The sequence below is a fragment of the Acetobacterium sp. KB-1 genome (assembly GCF_003260995.1).
Taxonomy (GTDB): domain Bacteria; phylum Bacillota; class Clostridia; order Eubacteriales; family Eubacteriaceae; genus Acetobacterium; species Acetobacterium carbinolicum.
This window is the reverse complement of sequence record NZ_CP030040.1, coordinates 1897112-1914368: the sequence shown is the minus strand read 5'-3', so window position 1 is coordinate 1914368 and position 17257 is coordinate 1897112. Positions and strand designations below refer to the sequence as shown.

General features: G+C 44.2%; 12 protein-coding genes, 16 tRNA genes and 3 rRNA genes. 29 read left to right on the top strand and 2 right to left on the bottom strand.

The window, feature by feature from the left end:
• Positions 1-62 precede the first annotated feature (62 nt).
• The 25 genes from DOZ58_RS08950 to aroD all read left to right on the top strand — a co-directional run bounded on the left by DOZ58_RS08950 (position 63) and on the right by aroD (position 11572).
• Positions 63-980 (top strand): DMT family transporter, encoded by a 918-nt coding sequence (locus tag DOZ58_RS08950; protein WP_111887973.1) that lies wholly within the window; start codon positions 63-65, stop codon positions 978-980.
• A gap of 411 nt (positions 981-1391) precedes the next feature.
• Positions 1392-2910 (top strand): 16S ribosomal RNA (locus tag DOZ58_RS08945).
• Between the two features lie 101 nt (positions 2911-3011).
• Positions 3012-3087, top strand: a tRNA-Ala gene (locus tag DOZ58_RS08940).
• A 19-nt stretch (positions 3088-3106) separates the two neighbouring features.
• Positions 3107-3183: transfer RNA gene (locus tag DOZ58_RS08935), tRNA-Ile, on the top strand.
• Positions 3184-3465: 282 nt separating this feature from the next.
• Positions 3466-6326 (top strand): 23S ribosomal RNA (locus DOZ58_RS08930).
• Positions 6327-6428: 102 nt separating this feature from the next.
• A 5S ribosomal RNA gene (gene rrf, locus DOZ58_RS08925) occupies positions 6429-6545 on the top strand.
• The 16S, 23S and 5S rRNA genes sit together here with 12 tRNA genes alongside, the layout of an rRNA operon.
• Before the next feature lie 9 nt (positions 6546-6554).
• Positions 6555-6629, top strand: a tRNA-Asn gene (locus tag DOZ58_RS08920).
• A 52-nt stretch (positions 6630-6681) separates the two neighbouring features.
• Positions 6682-6756: transfer RNA gene (locus DOZ58_RS08915), tRNA-Glu, on the top strand.
• A gap of 15 nt (positions 6757-6771) precedes the next feature.
• A tRNA-Asp gene (locus tag DOZ58_RS08910) sits at positions 6772-6848 on the top strand.
• A gap of 12 nt (positions 6849-6860) precedes the next feature.
• Positions 6861-6937 (top strand) — tRNA-Asp (locus tag DOZ58_RS08905).
• 12 nt (positions 6938-6949) lie between these two features.
• Positions 6950-7026, top strand: a tRNA-Asp gene (locus DOZ58_RS08900).
• Positions 7027-7146: 120 nt separating this feature from the next.
• A tRNA-Thr gene (locus DOZ58_RS08895) sits at positions 7147-7222 on the top strand.
• A gap of 13 nt (positions 7223-7235) precedes the next feature.
• Positions 7236-7311 (top strand) — tRNA-Thr (locus DOZ58_RS08890).
• Between the two features lie 13 nt (positions 7312-7324).
• Positions 7325-7400, top strand: a tRNA-Thr gene (locus tag DOZ58_RS08885).
• A 29-nt stretch (positions 7401-7429) separates the two neighbouring features.
• Positions 7430-7514: transfer RNA gene (locus tag DOZ58_RS08880), tRNA-Tyr, on the top strand.
• A gap of 261 nt (positions 7515-7775) precedes the next feature.
• Positions 7776-7851, top strand: a tRNA-Lys gene (locus DOZ58_RS08875).
• A 200-nt stretch (positions 7852-8051) separates the two neighbouring features.
• Positions 8052-8426 (top strand): BMC domain-containing protein, encoded by a 375-nt coding sequence (locus DOZ58_RS08870; RefSeq protein ID WP_111887972.1) that lies wholly within the window; start codon positions 8052-8054, stop codon positions 8424-8426.
• 15 nt (positions 8427-8441) lie between these two features.
• Positions 8442-8942 (top strand): EutP/PduV family microcompartment system protein, encoded by a 501-nt coding sequence (locus DOZ58_RS08865; protein ID WP_111887971.1) that lies wholly within the window; start codon positions 8442-8444, stop codon positions 8940-8942.
• Between the two features lie 101 nt (positions 8943-9043).
• Positions 9044-9118, top strand: a tRNA-Gly gene (locus DOZ58_RS08860).
• A 208-nt stretch (positions 9119-9326) separates the two neighbouring features.
• Positions 9327-9411 (top strand) — tRNA-Leu (locus DOZ58_RS08855).
• Positions 9412-9418: 7 nt separating this feature from the next.
• A tRNA-Gly gene (locus DOZ58_RS08850) sits at positions 9419-9493 on the top strand.
• A 64-nt stretch (positions 9494-9557) separates the two neighbouring features.
• Positions 9558-9634, top strand: a tRNA-Arg gene (locus DOZ58_RS08845).
• 102 nt (positions 9635-9736) lie between these two features.
• Positions 9737-10744 carry a nucleoid-associated protein gene (locus DOZ58_RS08840; protein ID WP_111887970.1) on the top strand — a complete coding sequence of 336 codons (1008 nt, stop codon included), beginning with the start codon at positions 9737-9739 and terminating at the stop codon, positions 10742-10744.
• Positions 10745-10778: 34 nt separating this feature from the next.
• On the top strand, positions 10779-11012 hold the full coding sequence (locus DOZ58_RS19270) for a type I 3-dehydroquinate dehydratase (protein WP_371414200.1): 234 nt from the start codon (positions 10779-10781) through the stop codon (positions 11010-11012).
• Positions 10946-11572: a type I 3-dehydroquinate dehydratase gene (gene aroD, locus DOZ58_RS08830; protein WP_204355498.1), complete on the top strand. Its 627-nt coding sequence runs from the start codon at positions 10946-10948 to the stop codon at positions 11570-11572. Before DOZ58_RS19270 ends, aroD begins: the two co-directional genes overlap by 67 nt.
• Positions 11573-11581: 9 nt before the next feature.
• On the opposite strand, the gene DOZ58_RS08825 is transcribed toward aroD, so the two are convergent.
• Positions 11582-12283, bottom strand: coding sequence for a uracil-DNA glycosylase (locus tag DOZ58_RS08825; protein ID WP_111887967.1), 702 nt, complete (start codon positions 12281-12283; stop codon positions 11582-11584).
• 154 nt (positions 12284-12437) lie between these two features.
• Here DOZ58_RS08825 and ispE point away from each other — a divergent pair, with 154 nt between their 5' ends.
• Both ispE and DOZ58_RS08815 read left to right on the top strand, forming a co-directional pair.
• On the top strand, positions 12438-13316 hold the full coding sequence (ispE, locus tag DOZ58_RS08820) for a 4-(cytidine 5'-diphospho)-2-C-methyl-D-erythritol kinase (protein WP_111887966.1): 879 nt from the start codon (positions 12438-12440) through the stop codon (positions 13314-13316).
• Entirely contained in the window at positions 13306-13989 is a 684-nt protein-coding gene (locus DOZ58_RS08815; RefSeq protein ID WP_111887965.1) for a GntR family transcriptional regulator, read from the top strand. Before ispE ends, DOZ58_RS08815 begins: the two co-directional genes overlap by 11 nt.
• Before the next feature lie 86 nt (positions 13990-14075).
• On the opposite strand, the gene lspA is transcribed toward DOZ58_RS08815, so the two are convergent.
• The gene (lspA, locus tag DOZ58_RS08810) at positions 14076-14555 is read right to left on the bottom strand and encodes a signal peptidase II (protein WP_111887964.1); all 480 of its coding nucleotides are present in this window, start codon (positions 14553-14555) and stop codon (positions 14076-14078) included.
• Between the two features lie 193 nt (positions 14556-14748).
• Between lspA and DOZ58_RS08805 the strand changes: the two genes are divergently transcribed.
• Both DOZ58_RS08805 and tyrS read left to right on the top strand, forming a co-directional pair.
• Positions 14749-15963, top strand: coding sequence for an AI-2E family transporter (locus DOZ58_RS08805; RefSeq protein WP_242988649.1), 1215 nt, complete (start codon positions 14749-14751; stop codon positions 15961-15963).
• Positions 15964-16030: 67 nt separating this feature from the next.
• On the top strand, positions 16031-17257 hold the full coding sequence (gene tyrS, locus DOZ58_RS08800; RefSeq protein ID WP_111887962.1) for a tyrosine--tRNA ligase: 1227 nt from the start codon (positions 16031-16033) through the stop codon (positions 17255-17257).

Genomic DNA, 17257 nt, shown 5'->3' with positions numbered 1-17257 from the left:
ATGCAGCACAAGTGCAAAGTTCTGTGCCAGCCGTGTAAAATTATAACTGGAAAGAGGAAATAATGAAAAAAATCTACATCTATGTTTTTTTAACCGGGATGCTTTTCGGATCGATGGAGGTTGCCTTGAAAATTGGGGGAGCAACCTTTAATCCAATTCAGCTGACCTTTATCCGCTTCTTAATAGGAGGGCTTTTTTTGTTGCCTTTTGCAATTGGCGATATCAGGAAAAGAAAGATAAAGCTGAGCAAAAGCGACCTGGGTTATCTTTTTATACTGGGATTAATCTGCATCTGCTTTAGTATGGTGCTTTTCCAAATCGGTTTAATGGGCATTAACGCAAGCTTGGCGGCATTGATTTTTTCGATCAATCCGGTATTTACCATGGTCTTTGCTCACTTTATTGTTCATGAAAAATTCACGAAAAAAAAGGCCATTGCGCTTACCATTAGTATAATCGGGTTGATTATTGTGATGAATCCTCAAAAACTCGTCTCCGGCGAAAGTAATATCTGGTTTTTGTTATTGACCCTGGTGGCAGCTATTGCCTTTGGGTTGTATACCGCCTATGGTAAAAAAAAGATTGGTAAAATCGGCGGTGTAGCTCAAAACAGTTTTAGTTTTTTGATGGGCTCGGGGGTATTATTGGTCATATTGTTTGTTAGCGGTCAACCCGTCTTTCAGGGTGTAAGTCTGAAAAACGCACCGCTGCTTTTTTATCTGGGGGTATGTGTGACTGGGATCGGCTATTACTTTTATCTGAAAACGGTCGAAATTGCCGGGCCATCCACGGCTTCAGTAGCATTCTTTATCAAACCGATGGTTGCACCGATTTTTGCATTCGTTATTCTGGGTGAAGCCATTACATTAAATATCGGGATTGGACTGATCTTCATATTATTTGGATCGTTTGTTAACCTTACTGATGGTGATAAATTGGTCAGGATGTTTAGGATGGAAAGAGTGTTTTACCGGCAGTAAAAAAGATGTGACGTTTTTGCAAAAACCAGTTGACAAAGAGTTGGAAAATATTTATACTAACAAGGTCGTCAAAAACGGCGACAGCGAAAACAGAGCAACATAGAACACAACTTAAAAGAATTTCAAAAAACAGCTTGACAACTAAGAGAAACGACGATACAATAGAAAAGCTTCTTCGGTGGGGAATGATTAAAAATCACCTGAGATGCAGCGGTCATAGAAAAGAGAATAGTACCATAAAACCTGTAAAACAGCCGAAACATCCGCAAGGATGAATGAGGCTAAAATAGAAACAGAGAGATGTACTCTTTAAAACATTAACTCGGCAGAGGATAAAGTGCACTCGGTAGAGTATAAAATACAGTTATTCATGAGACAGCATTTTAAGCCTAACGGCTTTAAATACAAACTTTTATTGAGAGTTTGATCCTGGCTCAGGACGAACGCTGGCGGTATGCTTAACACATGCAAGTCGAACGAGACAAAAGAGAAGTGCTTGCACGGATCTTTTAGAAAGTGGCGAACGGGTGAGTAACGCGTGGGTAACCTACCCTATGGAAAGGAATAGCCTCGGGAAACTGGGAGTAATGCCTTATAAGATATATTTGTCGCATGGCAGATGTATTAAACGCTCCGGTGCCATAGGATGGACCCGCGTCCCATTAGCTAGTTGGTGAGATAACAGCTCACCAAGGCGACGATGGGTAACCGGTCTGAGAGGGCGAACGGTCACACTGGAACTGAGACACGGTCCAGACTCCTACGGGAGGCAGCAGTGGGGAATATTGCGCAATGGGGGAAACCCTGACGCAGCAATACCGCGTGAGTGAAGAAGGTTTTCGGATCGTAAAGCTCTGTTATTGGGGAAGAAAAAAAGACGGTACCCAAGAAGAAAGTCCCGGCTAACTACGTGCCAGCAGCCGCGGTAATACGTAGGGGACAAGCGTTGTCCGGATTTACTGGGCGTAAAGGGCACGCAGGCGGTTTTTTAAGTCAGATGTGAAAGGTACCGGCTCAACCGGTGACATGCATTTGAAACTGAAAGACTTGAGTATTGGAGAGGCAAGTGGAATTCCTAGTGTAGCGGTGAAATGCGTAGATATTAGGAGGAACACCGGTGGCGAAGGCGGCTTGCTGGACAAATACTGACGCTGAGGTGCGAAAGCGTGGGGAGCAAACAGGATTAGATACCCTGGTAGTCCACGCCGTAAACGATGAGTGCTAGGTGTTGGGGAGACTCAGTGCCGCAGCTAACGCAATAAGCACTCCGCCTGGGGAGTACGACCGCAAGGTTGAAACTCAAAGGAATTGACGGGGACCCGCACAAGCAGCGGAGCATGTGGTTTAATTCGAAGCAACGCGAAGAACCTTACCAGGTCTTGACATCCTCTGACMAYCYRAGAGATYRGRCTTTYCCTTCGGGRACAGAGAGACAGGTGGTGCATGGTTGTCGTCAGCTCGTGTCGTGAGATGTTGGGTTAAGTCCCGCAACGAGCGCAACCCCTGTGGTTAGTTGCCATCATTTAGTTGGGCACTCTAAGCAGACTGCCGTGGATAACACGGAGGAAGGTGGGGACGACGTCAAATCATCATGCCCCTTATGACCTGGGCTACACACGTGCTACAATGGTCTGAACAGAGGGCTGCGAAACCGCGAGGTGAAGCTAATCCCTTAAAACAGATCTCAGTTCGGATTGCAGGCTGCAACTCGCCTGCATGAAGTTGGAGTTGCTAGTAATCGCAGATCAGAATGCTGCGGTGAATGCGTTCCCGGGTCTTGTACACACCGCCCGTCACACCACGAGAGTTGGCAACACCCGAAGTCAGTGAGGTAACCGTAAGGAACCAGCTGCCGAAGGTGGGGTCAGTAATTGGGGTGAAGTCGTAACAAGGTAGCCGTATCGGAAGGTGCGGCTGGATCACCTCCTTTCTAGGGAATACAGGAAGTCATGGTACTATTTTCTTTTGTATGACCATTTGGTTATACAAGACASAAGCAATCAGCATAAACTTAATACGTTTTAATGTTGGGGGGGTGTAGCTCAGTTGGGAGAGCACCTGCCTTGCAAGCAGGGGGTCAGGAGTTCAAGTCTCCTCATCTCCACCAATTTTTAAAACAAACGCATGGGCTTGTAGCTCAGGTGGTTAGAGCGCACGCCTGATAAGCGTGAGGTCGGAGGTTCAAGTCCTCCCAAGCCCACCATCAAAAATTGCGATTACACCAGCCCCATGCAAACACATGGCAAGGACCGGATTGATTCAATTCGGGTAAAAGCGTCGATCATTGAAAACAGCATAGTGTATAAAAAAAAATTGAAATACAATTTCTTAACACGAAAACGTAATTTTAGGATCGTATTTTTCGCCAATATTCCTTATTCAGTTAAGGAAGAATTTTGCCGAAAAATGCGTTAGTTTTTACATCAGTCACACGCTAACGCTTAGTGACTTACCAAATTTTAACAAATTTGGGTAAAAACGTYAGGATCAAGAAGAAAAGAGCACAGGGTGAATGCCTTGGCAATCAGAGCCGAAGAAGGACGCGACAAGCTGCGAAAAGCTACGTGTAGGTGCACATAACCGATAAAGCGTAGATATCCGAATGGGGAAACCCGGCTGGTAGAAGACCAGTCACTGTGACGTGAATACATAGCGTTATGGAGGGAACCTGGGGAACTGAAACATCTTAGTACCCAGAGGAAAAGAAAGAAACATCGATTCCTTTAGTAGCGGCGAGCGAACGAGGAAGAGCCCTGATTACATCAAGGCTGTATTATTAGTTGAACGACATGGGAAGGTCGGACGCAGAGGGTGAGATCCCCGTAGACGAAAATAGTATGGACGGGTAATCGACGAGTACCACGGGACACGTGTAACCCTGTGGGAAGATGGGGGGCCCACCCCCCAAGGCTAAATACTACTGATTGACCGATAGCGGAAAGTACCGTGAGGGAAAGGTGAAAAGAACCCCGGAAGGGGAGTGAAATAGAAACTGAAACCCTGTGCTTACAAGCAGCAGGAGCTAACGTGACTGCGTGCTTTTTGTAGAACGGGCCAACGAGTTACGGTATGTAGCAAGGTTAAGTACTTCAGGTACGGAGCCGTAGGGAAACCGAGTCTGAATAGGGCGACTAGTTGCATGCTGTAGACCCGAAACCGTGTGATCTATCCATGACCAGGATGAAGCTTGGGTAAAACCAAGTGGAGGTCCGAACCAGTGTCTGTTGAAAAAGGCTTGGATGAGTTGTGGATAGGGGTGAAATTCCAATCGAACACGGAGATAGCTGGTTCTCCCCGAAATAGCTTTAGGGCTAGCGTTGTAGAGAGAGTGATGGAGGTAGAGCACTGAATAGGCTAGGGGKCGTAAAGMTTACTGAACCTTATCAAACTCCGAATGCCATVCACTTATATACGGCAGTCAGACTGTGTGAGATAAGTCTCATAGTCAAAAGGGAAACAGCCCAGACCATCCGCTAAGGTCCCCAAGTCCAGATTAAGTGGGAAAGGATGTGCAACTGCACAAACAACCAGGATGTTGGCTTAGAAGCAGCCACACATTTAAAGAGTGCGTAATAGCTCACTGGTCGAGTGGTTGTGCGCCGAAGATGAACGGGGCTAAAATCTGGCACCGAAGCGATGGATTATGGTACTACCATAGTGGTAGGGGAGCAATGTCTTGAGGGCGAAGCGAAACTGTAAGGTTTGGTGGACACAAGACAAGAGAGAATGTTGGCATGAGTAGCGAAAGTGAAGTGAGAATCTTCACCATCGAAAGCCCAAGGTTTCCTGAGGAAGGTTCGTCCGCTCAGGGTAAGTCGGGGCCTAAGCCGAGGCGAGCAGCGTAGGCGATGGACAACAGGTTGAAATTCCTGTACCACCTTTAATTGTTTGAGAGATGGAGTGACACAGAAGGATAAGCGAACCCAGCGGTTGGAAAAGCTGGGCCAAGCGTCAAGGCTGAGTAGGGAGGCAAATCCCCTTACTCATAAGGCCAAGGCGTGACGGGGAACGAAAAATAAGTAGGGAAGTCGCTGATTTCACGCTGTCAAGAAAAGCTTCTATTGAGAGAGAAGGTGCCCGTACCGTAAACCGACACAGGTAGGCGAGGAGAGAATCCTAAGATGAGCGGGAGAAGTGTTGTTAAGGAACTCGGCAAAATGACTCCGTAACTTCGGGAGAAGGAGTGCCCCCTTATGGGGGCCGCAGAGAAGAGGCTCAAGCGACTGTTTAGCAAAAACATAGGTCTCTGCTAAATCGAAAGATGATGTATAGGGGCTGACGCCTGCCCGGTGCTGGAAGGTTAAGAGGAGTGCTTAGCGCAAGCGAAGGTGCAAATTTAAGCCCCAGTAAACGGCGGCCGTAACTATAACGGTCCTAAGGTAGCGAAATTCCTTGTCAGGTAAGTTCTGACCCGCACGAAAGGCGTAACGATTTGAGCGCTGTCTCGACAACACACCCGGTGAAATTGTAGTACTCGTGAAGATGCGAGTTACCCGCGACAGGACGGAAAGACCCCGTAGAGCTTTACTGCAATCTGGCATTGAGTTTTGATCGTGCACGTACAGGATAGGTGGGAGACAAAGAATTTGGGACGCTAGTTTCGAAGGAGTTGCCCTTGGGATACCACCCTTGTACGATTGGAATTCTAACGAGTGGCCGTAATCCGGTCATCGGACAGTGTCAGACGGGCAGTTTGACTGGGGCGGTCGCCTCCTAAAAAGTATCGGAGGCGCCCAAAGTTACCTTCAGGATGGTTGGAAACCATCTCTTAGAGTGCAAAGGCAAAAAGGTGATTGACTGCGAGAGAGACATCTCGAGCAGAGACGAAAGTCGGGCTTAGTGATCCGGTGGTTCCGAGTGGAAGGGCCATCGCTCAACGGATAAAAGCTACCTCGGGGATAACAGGCTTATCTCCCCCAAGAGTCCACATCGACGGGGAGGTTTGGCACCTCGATGTCGGCTCGTCTCATCCTGGGGCTGAAGCAGGTCCCAAGGGTTGGGCTGTTCGCCCATTAAAGAGGCACGCGAGCTGGGTTCAGAACGTCGTGAGACAGTTCGGTCCCTATCCGTCGTGGGCGTTAGATATTTGAGAAGAGCTGTTCCTAGTACGAGAGGACCGGAACGGACAAACCACTGGTGCACCAGTTGTTCCGCCAGGAGCATAGCTGGGTAGCTAAGTTTGGAAAGGATAAGTGCTGAAGGCATCTAAGCACGAAGCCCCCTTCAAGATAAGATATCTCACCGAAAGGTTAAGGTCCCTGATAGACGATCAGGTAGATAGGCTGGATGTGGAAGTATGGCAACATATGGAGCTGACCAGTACTAATCGACCGAGGTCTTGATCCAAGATTTTATACACTRTGCTGTTTCSAGTGATCGNNAYGATCACYRRAAARMAATTSATAWANNTGCAATTATAATTAAATAGTTTNWAACTAGTCTAACTAGTTCCGTAATGATGGCGGAAGGGCYACACCTGTTCCCATACCGAACACAGAAGTAAAGTCTTCCAGCGCCGAAAGTACTTGGTGGGCAACTGCCTGGGAGGATAGGACRTTGCGGGATTTTAAATAATCCTCAGTAGCTCAACGGTGGAGCACTCGGCTGTTAACCGATAGGTTGCTGGTTCAAATCCAGCCTGGGGAGCCATTAAGACATCAAGCGGGTGTGAACCATAATGATTCATATCCGCATTTATTACGGCCCCTTGGTCAAGCGGTTAAGACACCGCCCTTTCACGGCGGTAACAGGAGTTCGAGTCTCCTAGGGGTCACCAATTTCATATTCACGCGGCCTGGTAGTTCAGTTGGTTAGAATGCCAGCCTGTCACGCTGGAGGTCGAGAGTTCGAGTCTCTTCCAGGTCGCCATCATATTCACGCGGCCTGGTAGTTCAGTTGGTTAGAATGCCAGCCTGTCACGCTGGAGGTCGAGAGTTCGAGTCTCTTCCAGGTCGCCATCATATTCACGCGGCCTGGTAGTTCAGTTGGTTAGAATGCCAGCCTGTCACGCTGGAGGTCGAGAGTTCGAGTCTCTTCCAGGTCGCCATTTAAACAGAGAACCAAAAATGCATGAACGTAGTGAGTGAACATTTTTGAATGAATCGCTGAGTTGATTGGCTGTGACTTAAAGCAACGTAATTTATATGTGTCAATATTTTATCATTAAGCTGATGTGGCTCAATTGGCAGAGCAGCTGATTTGTAATCAGCAGGTTAACGGTTCGAGTCCGTTCATCAGCTCCATTTTTATGATTAAGCTGATGTGGCTCAATTGGCAGAGCAGCTGATTTGTAATCAGCAGGTTAACGGTTCGAGTCCGTTCATCAGCTCCATTTTTATGATTAAGCTGATGTGGCTCAATTGGCAGAGCAGCTGATTTGTAATCAGCAGGTTAACGGTTCGAGTCCGTTCATCAGCTCCATTTTTATGTCAAGAATTATTTAAACATCTGGGAGAATGCCCGAGTGGCTAAAGGGGGCGGACTGTAAATCCGTTGACAACGTCTACGATGGTTCGAATCCATCTTCTCCCACCAACGCTTTATCCCAATTTCATACCTGAAATTGGTCGGCAGGCGAGCATAGCGAGACAACAGTGATAAAGCTAACGCATTTTAATTGAAAACTCATCCAATTAGGATGAGAAGAGTTTTCGAATAAAATACGCTCCTCTAAATACCCATTAGCTCAGTTGCCAAGTAGAGAACCCAAATCTTTGATTTGGTGTGAATCACTTAGTTAGGCAAACGGGAGTATTCATAATCGTTTGGAGACAGACAAAAAGTAAATTATAGCATGACCCATTAGCTCAGTTGGTAGAGCATCTGACTTTTAATCAGGGTGTCGGGCGTTCAAGTCGCCCATGGGTCACCAATTTCTAAATTTAGCCGCAGATGATGCGGTTTTTTTGCTTTTTTGAATTAGCAAGCATAAAAAGGCTGAAATATTCCATGATATTATAGAAAAAATACAGTTAAAAATTAGACGATTCCATTTTAATTTCTTCTTAAAGTGATATAATTACTCGGTAATACTAAATGAATATAAAGACATCAAGAAAAGGAGGCATTTTAATGGAAAATATTTTAAATATGAATGACGGAAAACTAAGGATTATTCAAGAAACAGTTCCCGGTAAGCAAGTAACATTAGCTCATATCATTGCCAGCCCAGATGAAATTGTTTATAAAAAACTGGGCTTGAATCCCAGTGTTGATTATCAGAAAGCAGCGATCGGGATACTGAGTATGACACCATCAGAAATATCGGTGATTGCTGGAGATTTAGCTATAAAAACATCGGTTATTGATTTGGGGTTTATTGATCGATTCAGTGGTACGCTGATGTTTACCGGGAGAATATCAGAGGTGGAGTCTGCGATCACAACGATTTTAACTTATTTGCAAAACACCTTGAAATTTACAATTTGTGAGATTACAAAAACCTGAGAGTGAAGGCATAACATGAAAAAAATGATATTAGTCGGTCGAAGTGAATGTGGAAAAACAACATTACGACAAGCCTTAAAAGGAAAAGAGATTCGTTACGAAAAAACCCAGTATGTCAATCATTATGATGTAGTGATTGATACCCCAGGGGAATATGCAGAAACGAAAGGTTTAGCTAGAGCATTAGCCTTGTATTCTTATGAGGCGGATGTGGTAGCTCTTTTAATTAATGCAACGGAGCCTTATTCGCTTTATCCGCCATGTATTACTCCCGTTGCAAATCGACCCTGTATTGGTGTGGTTACTCAGATTGATGCCTCTGGCGCTGATGTGGAACAGGCAGTGAGTTGGCTGGAATTAGCTGGATGTGATACGATTTTTAGAGTAAGCTCTTATACTGGTGAAGGTATTTGGGAAATCCTTGATTATCTCAAAGATGAAGGTGATATCTTGCCCTGGGATAAGAAATCAGAAGCTGAAAAACCTAGAAATGTCATATCAACTAAAATGATGTAGCAATAAAACCTTTTAGCTGGAGGATGGAACACTAATGAAAATTGAATTGCAAGAACAAAATGCTTGCAGAATGATGAATTAATTGTTATAATAGTACCGTTGCGGAAGTGGCTCAGTGGTAGAGCACTGGCTTCCCAAGCCGGGGGTCGCGAGTTCGAATCTCGTCTTCCGCTCCATATTAAGATAATAGTGGCATTGAATCAGGAGTGTAAAGTTGCAAATAGCGATTTTACGCTCTTTTAACGGATTAAAGCGAAATATTGGGAATCTTTTAAAATCGCATTGAATAAATAAAAAAGTCGAAAAAAGTTCCGAAACGGGTTGACAAAACCTACGTATTTTGTTATTATAATCAGGCACGTTACAGATACAACAATTGCTTTAGCGGATGTGGCGGAATTGGCAGACGCGCTAGACTTAGGATCTAGTATCGAATGATGTATGGGTTCAAGTCCCTTCATCCGCACCATTTATAAGCGGAAGTGGCTCAGTGGTAGAGCATCGCCTTGCCAAGGCGAGGGTCGCGAGTTCAAATCTCGTCTTCCGCTCCAAAATTTAATAAATCTGAATCGGTTGGGTATTTATCCCAATCATTCTTTTTTAATCTACTTATGTGCGCCCATAGCTCAATTGGATAGAGTGCCTGGCTTCGAACCAGTAGGTTGGGGGTTCGAGCCCCTCTGGGCGTACCATAAACGTGCTTAAACAGTCATTCGTGGCTGTTTTTTATTTACGCAAAAGAAGATGTAAATGAGATTAAGAGAAATCAGACAAAATCAGAATAGGAAAATAAAATGAAATCAGAAATCAGCATTAACAAAGCAATCTTGCATGTATTGGACACCAACGCAAACATCCCGGTGTTATCGGATATGCTCCTGAACATGACCGTAACAGTGAAAGAATATGTGGAAAAGCATGTGGAAAGATCAATAAAAGATCCGGAGATCAAACGGACTGTCTTTCGGACGGGCAGTCCTTTTAAAGACCGGATTATTGATTACAAGAATAATCCTCACGAGCTTGTTCGGATTAGTTCGGAAATATCCCAGCTTTTTTTTGAGTATATGCAAGAAAACATCGAAATACCATCTGCCGATCTGGTTTTTGTGGATTTTAATGTCGAGCATGAAACTTATTTGGGTATATTCAAGTTTAATTATAAGCAGGGTTATATTCACTATGTGAATACTGACAAAGGTCTGACCAATGATATTCTGGTTCAACCCTGTGTACTGCCAACAGAAAGTCAGAAACTGGATGAATTCATTCTCGTTAATCTGGCTTGTGATGAGGTTCTGATCAAGGAAAAGAAATATCCAATCAATAATGAGAAAGATTATTATATTTCCACTCAATTAGTTTTCTGTGAGCCGGCGATGTCAGAAAAAGAGGCCTATGACATTATCGATAAAACAGTCAAAGAAGTGATTGTCAGAGAATATGGCGGTGATTATCAAAAGCTCAATGCCGCTAAAACAGTGCTGGCTGATGATTATGAAACCGAAAGCGAAATCGACGTGGACAATCTGGCCAAAACGGTTTTTGACGGGGATTCGACCATTCAGGAGCGGTTCAGGTCGTCCTTGGAAGAAAAAGGGCTCTACGAAAAAAAGATCCCGGTCACCCCGAATATTGAAAAGAAGATCTTTGGCAAACAAAAATTTATTACCGATACGGGCATTGAAATCAGTATTCCGATGGACCAGCTGAAGCGAAATGATATCATTGAGTTTAAAAATAATCCGGATGGTACCATCTCCGTGGAAATCAAGAATATTGGACTACTAAACCAGAAATAAATAGTCGTTTCGTTAACCGGAGGGCACTTTTGCAATGATGAATCATAAATGTGGAAGGAAGAATTTTATGAAGACGAAAAAAGCATTTAAATTAATCAGAAAAAACACCTTTATCTCGTGTATTCCATTGATCAGTGCCAATCGCGATGAATTAATAGCTGATGTTGAAGTGGGAGTGGCAAATGGTTGTGATTTTCTGGAGTGGCGTCGCGATCATTTCATGGCGGGGGGGAACTGCTCACGGCGGAAGAAGAACAGGATTTGTTAGTTGAAATAAAAACAAGAATGCCCGATCAGGGACTTATTTATACTTATCGCAGTCATCTGGAGGGCGGCGTTTGTGAAACCGCAGATGAAATCCGGACAGCCGCAATCATTGCGGCGATAAAAAGTAACCGGGTCGACTATGTGGACGTGGAACTTAATAGCGAGCCGGCTTTTCTGGAGCGGATTAGAGGGGCTTTAAAAGTAAGTGAAAGCCAATGGCTGGTTTCTCATCATAACTTTGAAAAGACCCCGACTACAGAGGAAATAAACGCTGTTTTTAAAGCCATGGAAGCGGTCGGCGGCGATGTCCTAAAACTGGCAGTGATGCCGCAGTCAATGGATGACGTCCGCCACCTGATCCAGGCCACCCTCACTTACAACGAAAAATCCCAGAAGCCGATGATTGCCATTGCGATGGGATCATTGGGGTCAATAACCCGAATAGCACCTGATTTGTGCGGCGGTTCCCTGACCTTTGCGGCGGGAGCCGGGAAAACAGCGCCTGGTCAGCTCAGTCTGGAAGAAATAATCGACTTACGAAAAAGAATGGCTCTGATATAAATATCAGAGCTATTTTTTTTCGATGATAGGGAAATCAAGATCCTTAATACCCCAGTCAATGGGCTCAATTCCCTGGGCCTTCAGCAGGTCGTTTGCTTTGGAAAAAGGTCGACTGCCGAAAAATCCCCGGTGGGCTGACAATGGACTAGGGTGGGGTGAGGTGATAATCGGATGTCGGGGGTTGGTAATCAGGGCTTTTTTGTTTTGAGCATCGCGACCCCAGAGAATAAAAATAACCGGTTCGGCCCGGGTGTTCAATCGTTCAATGATCCGGCTGGTGAAAATCTCCCAACCGGCATTGCGATGGGAACCGGCTTCACCGCCCCGGACGGTCAGAACGGCATTGAGCAGTAGTACCCCTTGCTCAGCCCAGGCAGTTAAACAGCCATGGCTGGGAATCGGGCAGCCCAAATCGGCTTCCAGTTCTTTGTAGATGTTAAGCAGTGAAGGGGGGATCGAAACCCCGGGTTTGACAGAAAAAGCCAGGCCATGAGCCTGGCCTGGTCCATGATAGGGGTCCTGGCCGATAATACAAACCTTGGTTTTTGATAATGGCGTTAAGTGAAAGGCATTAAAAATTTCATCCATCGGCGGATAGACCACCCGACTTCGATATTCTTTAATTAAAAAAAGTCGCAGGTTTTGATAATAGTCAGTTTTGATTTCCTGTTGAATGGGCTCTTCCCAATCGTTATTAAAATGAATTGGCATGGTTGCGTTCTCCTATGCATTGGTTTTATCGTGTATGATCTCTTGATTATACACTATAAAAGCAGGTTTTCAACCCGGATTTTTATTTCCATAAAAGAGGGATTATGTTATAATGGATAAAGTATACAATATTATGAGTGCATTGAGAGGGCGTATGAGTAAGATTATTTTAAAAGCTCGAGCAAAGGTCAATCTATCCTTGGATGTGACCGGGATCAGGGAAGATGGCTATCATGAAATGAGGATGATTAATCATTCCATCGAACTGGCTGATGTACTGACCTTTTACCCTCGGGAGCAAGGAATTGTGTTGACTTCCAATGAGCACACCATTCCCCTGGATGAGAGAAATCTGGTCATCAAAGTGGCCCTAAAACTTCAAAACCAATTCACGATTAAACGAGGCGCCAAGATTCATCTGGAAAAAAGAATTCCCGCTCAGGCAGGTCTGGCGGGTGGTAGCAGCGATGCTGCCGCAGCTTTAAAAGGGCTAAATACCTTATGGCAACTGGGACTCTCGCAGTCGGAACTTTTGAAAATTGCGGTTACCATTGGAGCAGATGTTCCCTATTGTTTGGTTGGTGGTACGGCTCTGGTGGAAGGAATCGGAGAAAAGATTACACCCATTGGCGATTTAAGAAAGATGACGATTCTGGTCGTGAAACCGGATATTGATATCGCTACCCCCTGGGCCTTTAAAAAACTGGATAATTCAATCATAAAAAAACACCCGGATATCTCGGCGCTTATGGCATTGCTAAAACAAGATGCTTATCATGAGCTTAACGAGGTCGTCGGAAACGTTTTTGAAGCCGTTGCCTTTGCAGATTATCCTGAAATAGCAGCGATCAAAAAAGAAATGCTGGCTACGGGAGCACTGGCGTCGATCATGACCGGTAGTGGTTCCACGGTTATTGGATATTACGCGGACCGGGAATTAGCAGTAAAAATGTGGCAGCAATTTAAAGAAATATACCCCCTGTGTTTTTTGAGTAAAACGGAGGAAAGTGGAGGAGAAAATTATGTGGAGTGAAAAAAAAGGCTTAAGCCTCGATATAAGTTCTTGCAAGCCGCTGCGAGAAATTGTTTTTGAAACCATTCGTTGCGCCATTATTACTGGTGAACTTCAGCCGGGACAACGCTTAATGGAGGTTCAACTGGCAGAGCAAATGGGTGTCAGCAGAACACCGGTGAGAGAATCAATCAGAAAACTTGAACTGGAAGGACTGGTAAAAATGGTGCCACGAAAGGGCGTTTATGTGACGCCAATGTCGGTTAATGACCTCAAAGAAATGATGGAAATCCGCCGGGCGCTGGAAGGTCTGGCGGCGGAGTTGGCGGCCATGAATGCTACAAAAGACGAAATTAGCCGGCTTTATGAAGCCAATGAGTTATTTGGGGAGTCCGCTTTGCATAATGACGAAGAGGGGATCATCAAACACGATATGCATATTCATGAGACCATTTATAGGGCATCGAAAAATGTAAAATTGCAAACGATGATTAACAGCCTGCGGGAACAGATGCAGCGGTTTCGGGCCGAGTATGTGCATCGGATTGAAGATAAAACGCCGCTGGTGAATCAGCATATGGAAATTATCCGGCAAATTGAAAAGGGTGCGTGTAAAAAAGCCAATCTTGCCGCCTGCGACCATATTTTCACCACCGGCGATAGCATGCTTGGATTGTTGAAAAAAACAGAGTAACGAAAGATAAAAAACGCTTCCCTGAAAAAATGATTTGTTATTTTTAGGGAAGCGTTTTGATTAAAGTGGATAGCGGGAAGCAAACTTTACTCTAGAGTGCCGAAATCATTGTTCTCTAAGAAATTTTTATTATTAAATAATGCCAGAACAAGAATGATGCTGCCGCATACCACAAAAACATCGGCGAAATTAAAAATGGCAAATTTAATCATTCGAAAATCAAGGAAATCTACCACAAAATCAAGGCGTAGCCGGTCCAGTAAATTACCAGCAGCACCACCAATGATAAAGGCAAGCGAGCCATTAATGACGCGATTTTCTTTGATGTTGGGTATTTTGATTAAGAAGTAAATGAGTACACCAAGAAAAACCAGGGTCATAATAATTAAAAATATCTGCATGTTAGTAAACAGACTAAATGCTGCACCGGTGTTTTCGATATAGGTTAAATGAAAAACATTTGGGATCAGCGGTAGAGTGTCAAGGGGTTTTATATGTGCAATGACCAGGTATTTTGTATACTGGTCCAGAAAAATAACAAAAAGGATAATAGCGATATAAATCATGGTTGCTCCTAAACAAATAATTAAGTATATGAAAATATTATGATAGTTTTCTCTAAAAGACAAGGAAAACTTTAATACACGGCGATTTTATTTTAGATTAATCATAATTTAAGAATCTGTTTGAAACTGCTTTAAATTATTCTGGTAAAATGTTAAGATATAGTTCGAGCTGATAACAGTACTGGAGGGGCATTTGAAATTTAAAATTGATCTCGAACTTGTAAAAAAATATAGCTACTTTTTGGTTGGTGTTCTGATTCTGGTTCTGATTTACAAACTATTGGATAATTTTGGCGTGGTGACGGCAACTGTTGGCGGATTTATTACCAGAACGCTGGAAGTATTGAGGCCTATTTTAGTGGGCGTAGTGCTGGCGTATTTTTTGTTTAAACCAATGCGGGGAATTGAAAAGTTTATTTTTAAGACCATTCCTAAAAGTCGGGACAAAGCCGGAGCGATTCGACTGATTTCGATCCTGATCGTCTATGCGATCACCATTGTACTGATTGTCTTGTTTTTTTATGCAACCATTCCATCAGTGGTAGAAAGTTTGACGGGGCTGATTTCCCAAACGCCGCAGTATTTAATAACCATTGATAATTATCTGGGTGAAAGCCTGGCCAACGGCGGTGCTGCCCAGGATATTTTAGCAGAGCTTAAGTTTGCTATTGACAGCCTTCAAAGTATGACGACCAGGGATATAATAAACCAGATTGCATCATATTTTGGAACAAATCCGGATTCCATAAAAAATATTGGGAATTTTGCCTTCGTCTTTTTAAAAGGAACCATCGGGTTTGTTATTTCTTTCTTTATTGTGTTTTTTGTGGGGTTATACCTGATGCTGGATAAAGAAAAAATTAGTGAACAGGTGGACCGTTTTGCCAAAGCGGTGATGAATAAAACCTTATACAACGGTTCCCACTGGGCGATCCTGACCATCGATGAAATTTTTTACAAATATTTTACCGGGAAAATACTTACTTCGATGTTAATTGGATTTCTTTTCTATTTGGGAATGTTGGTGATCGGTGTCGATTATGCCCCCTTATTCGGCGTTATTGTGGCGATTACCAATGTGATTCCTTATTTCGGTCCCATTATCGGAGCAGTTCCGGCCGTTATCATTACCTTAATTGATGAACCGGTTAAGGCGCTTTGGGTCGGGATCTGGATTTTGGTTGTACAACAGTTTGACGGGAATGTTTTAGCCCCCAATGTGCTGGGGAAAATTGTCGAACTCAATCCCTTTTGGGTGTTGTTCTCTGTCATCGTCGGAGGCAGTCTCTTCGGCATTCCGGGCATGTTTGTGGCGATCCCGATGTTTGCCGTAATTAAGGTCTTTTTTGAAGAAGGCTTAACACGCTGGGAACGAAAAAAAGAACTGCTCGAGAAACCGCTTGAATAATCAGCTAAATAAAAATGTGCATAATTGCTGGGGGAAACCCCATTGAAAAAGGAAAGGACACAGATTGATGGAAAGTGTATTTGACGTATTGCAGGAGCGGGGGTTTATCGAACAGTGTACCCACGAAGAGGAAATTAAAAAACTATTGGCGGAGGAATCCGTTTCATTTTATATTGGTTTTGATCCGACGGCGGACAGTCTTCACATCGGACATTTCATTCAGATTATGGTAATGGCCCACATGCAACGGCATGGACATCGTCCGATTGCCCTAATCGGGGGCGGAACCACCATGATTGGTGATCCTTCTGGCCGAACCGACATGCGTCAGGTGATGACAGCAGAACGGATTGTAGAAAATGGTGAAAAATTCAAGCGTGTGTTTGAAAAGTTTTTGACCTTTGAAGATGATAAGGCTGTGATGCTTAATAATGCCGAGTGGTTACTGCCTCTAAACTATATCGAATTTTTGCGGGAAATTGGGGCACATTTTTCAGTGAATCGGATGCTGACTGCCGATTGTTATAAATCGCGGCTGGAAAAAGGGCTGACCTTTTTAGAATTCAATTATATGTTGCTCCAGGCTTATGATTTTTACGTCTTACATCAAGAACAGGGCTGTAAGATGCAGTTCGGCGGAAATGATCAGTGGTCCAACATCATTGCCGGAGTTGAATTGGTCCGGCGCAAAGATGCTAAACAGGTTTTCGGAATGACCTTCTCCCTGTTAACGACCAGTGAAGGGATCAAAATGGGGAAAACCGCTAAAGGTGCCTTATGGTTGGATCCGGAAAAAACATCGCCCTATGAATTTTACCAATACTGGCGAAACATTGCCGATGCCGATGTCGAAAAATGTTTGGCCCTGCTGACCTTTATTCCGATGGACGAGGTGCGTCGGCTGGGAGCACTTAAAGACTCAGAAATCAACCAGGCTAAGGAAATTCTGGCTTACACAGTCACTGAAATTATTCACGGCTCGCAAGCCGCACAGGAGGCTCAAAATGCGGCCCGGAAGCTTTTTGGCGGTGACCAGGGCGATGCCGAGATACCAAGCGTAGAACTATCAAAGGCTGAACTGGGAGCAGGTATGGATATTCTTGCTTTGTTAGAAGTTGCCAAACTGATTCCCACCCGCAGTGAGGGACGGCGCTTAATTAAACAGGGCGGAGTTTTGCTAAATAGCGAAAAAGTAACAGACTTTAAGCTGTTGGTAACCCCGACAGCTTTTAAAGACGGAAGAATTGTCCTGAAAAAGGGCAAAAAAGCATTCAAGCAAATTAATCTTGTATAG